This is a genomic window from Treponema sp. R80B11-R83G3 (assembly GCF_054786115.1).
Map to the genome: position 1 here is coordinate 1 of NZ_BDHF01000134.1, position 2,825 is coordinate 2,825.

General features: G+C 44.5%; 3 protein-coding genes. 1 reads left to right on the forward strand and 2 read right to left on the reverse strand.

Annotated elements, in window-relative coordinates:
• Positions 1 to 110: 110 nt before the first annotated feature.
• Positions 111 to 1,937, reverse strand: a complete 1,827-nt coding sequence (locus ACYVRH_RS11550) for a penicillin-binding protein (RefSeq protein ID WP_461257065.1) — start codon at positions 1,935 to 1,937, stop codon at positions 111 to 113.
• Positions 1,938 to 2,315, reverse strand: a complete 378-nt coding sequence (lepB, locus tag ACYVRH_RS11555) for a signal peptidase I (RefSeq protein ID WP_461257066.1) — start codon at positions 2,313 to 2,315, stop codon at positions 1,938 to 1,940.
• Positions 2,316 to 2,363: 48 nt separating this feature from the next.
• On the opposite strand from lepB, the gene ACYVRH_RS11560 reads away from it, so the two are divergent.
• Positions 2,364 to 2,825 (forward strand): hypothetical protein (locus ACYVRH_RS11560; protein ID WP_461257067.1); only part of this gene is annotated, 462 nt, incomplete at its 3' end.

A 2,825-nucleotide genomic window follows, 5' to 3' on the forward strand; every position in this document is an offset into this window, starting at 1 on the left:
TTCATTTTTGGAGTTAATTTCTTCCCAGAGACCCGGATATTGATTAAGGAGAATTTCCTTGTTTTTTTTAATATGTGACATGACGTAACGCTTTTAACAAATTGTCCATATTATTCCAACTCCAGAATAATTTTCATGCCGGGCGTGACGGGCGTTCCGGCGGGAGGGCTTTGACGGCGCACCCAGCCGTCGCCGATAATTTCCACGTCAATATCGTCGCGTAACAAAAGAGAAAGAAGCGTTCTTTTTGCTATCCCTGAAAAATCCGGCACTTGAGTTTCAACGGGGGGGAGTCTGCCCGCCGGTATGCTGACCGAAGGCGGGTGGTTAATCTGCGGATTGCGTCCGCGCGGAATGCCAAGGTAATCAATTAAAGATTCGGCGGCTTCGCGGATTGCAGGGGCGGCGATTCTGCCTCCGGAATTTACTCCCTGCGGCTTAATTACGGCAAGATATAAAACAAGAGTCGGATTTTCGGCGGGAAGAATAGCTAGGCAGCTTGCGATAAAATCGGTCTCTGAATATTTTTTTGTTACAGGATCAATTATCTGCGCGGTTCCTGTTTTTACGCCGAGAGACAAATCCTGCACCCCCGCCCGCCAGCCTGTTCCGATACTCGAAGCCGTATCAGCCATGTAGGAGCGCATCGTTCTTGCGGTTTCCGCGCTGATAACGCGGCGTTTTTCCCCGCTTTTCCACTCTGTTTCAGTTTTGCCGTCCGCTGAAACAATTTTAGAAACTATCCTTGGCGGAACCAAAACGCCGTCATTTGCAATGGCCGTAGTCGCTTGCAGTAACTGATAGGCGGAAACCGCGATTTCCTGCCCAAACGCGATAGTCGGTTTTGAGCGCTCAGACCAGTTTTCACTGCGGACTAGATAGCCGGCAGTCTCTCCGGGACTGCCGGCGCCGGTGCGTGAGCCGAAACCAAAATCGCTTAACAACTGATAAAATTTACTTGAACTGATGTTATCCGAAGCGTAGGCGGCCCCGGCGTTACACGAATTAATAATTATTTCTCTTACCGTTACTTTGCCATGCCGCCCTTCGCATTTAATCTGAACGCCCCTGCTTGTAGTATAAAATCCGTTACAGATAAAAGTTGAGTTAGCTGAAATTGCCCCCGAATCCAGAAGAGCAGACATAGAAAAAACTTTTAAAGTGGAACCCGGTTCAAATGCCCAGATAGCGGGGCGGTTCATTCTGCTGTTTGCGTCCGAAGCGCGGACATTATTGGGATCAAAATCAGGCAAGGACGCGGAACCTAGAATATCGCCGGTGCGGGGATCCATCGCTACAAAAATAGCGGCTTCCGCTTTTGTCTCTTCCATTGTTTTTTCTGCAACCTGCCGTAAAATATGCTGGATATAGGCGTCAATCGTTAACACGACATTGGAACCTTTGCCGTCATTATCAACGCCGGACAAAACATCGTTAAAGGCGTATTCAATCCCCTCGTTTCTGTCCCCTACAAAACCGACAATCTGGCTTGCAAGATTTTTTTCGGGATATACCCTGCCTACAATGGGTTGAAGCATTACGCCTCTAATTTTTTTTTCTTCAAGAATGGCGGTAAGCTGCCTCGCAGTGCCATCGTCGATATGTCTTTTTAAATAAAGAAAGTTTGATTCTGATGAATTAATTTTTTCGCTGATTTCAGAAGGGGACATATCAAGGATAGCGGCAAGTTCATTCGATAAAACATCAATTTTTTTAATCGAAGGCCGCCAAACGCTAACATCGGCAAACCGGATTTGAATTGCAAGAAAACGGCCGTTTCTGTCCAAAATAGAACCGCGTTCAGGAAGACTTGTATCCATACGGGCGGGAGGAGGAAGCTCGCCCTTTATCATCAATACGGCGTAATGAATAATCAAATATAAAAGAAAAATCGCTAATAATAAAAAGACCGCTATATAACGCCGCTTTAAATTCATCTAATACCCCAAAACCTTCCCAATAATATTATCGGTAAGAACAGGACCATAAGAACGCGAATCATAGGATACAATGCTGTTGTCTCCTTCGGCATAAAACATTCCGTTTTCCGCTGACATTGTGCAGCGTTTTACCGCTAACTCGCCGGAAGGCGTGTAAAAAACCACAACTTCCCCTTTTTTTGGCTGCCCCCAGCGTAACAGGTACTTATTTGACGGCAATTGCAACCCATAACTTATACGGCTGACTACCAAAATAGCGCCGTCACGAATTGCAGGCTCCATTGAATGTCCCTGGGCAATTATAAAATCAAAAATGAACAACTTTAAAAAAAGCGCGGCTAAAATAGCAAATAAAACAGGTTTTATTCCTTTCATTATATATCATATATAATCCTTATCGCTTTTTTTGTCGATAAACCTAATATGGCCCCAATAATAGAAAAACAACATGTCGTAAAAAGGCGAAAAACGTCCTCTTTCAGGCATAACTATAAATCGGCAAATGTTAATACGGAATTTATGAGCCAATTTTCTCAAAAACCCGCCCATATAAGGAAAAAAGGCCATGTTTCACTGTTTGAGGCGTTTGCAAGGGCAAGACGGCAAAAAACAAGAAACTCACAGTTAAAAATACCGAAAAAAAGAGAATCTCACGTAAATACTGATACAGGCCGTAAACACTCAAGCGGATTTAGTTTTTCATTTCCTCTTTTTGGAACTCTAGCCGTTATCGCAGGAATTGTAGTTATTGCCCTTGCCGCCTTTAACTGGGAAGGTTTGAACATCAGACCTCCTGATATTTACGCTATAACCCCGCCTGTAGAAGACACGGAAGCGGAACAAAGGGTGATTCAATATGCCACCACAGGAATTACCGACATTATT

Excerpts from the sequence above, each read along its gene's own strand:
- lepB (WP_461257066.1), bottom strand. The coding sequence starts at position 2,315 with ATGAAAGGAATAAAACCTGTTTTATTTGCTATTTTAGCCGCGCTTTTT.
- ACYVRH_RS11550 (WP_461257065.1), bottom strand. The coding sequence starts at position 1,937 with ATGAATTTAAAGCGGCGTTATATAGCGGTCTTTTTATTATTAGCGATT.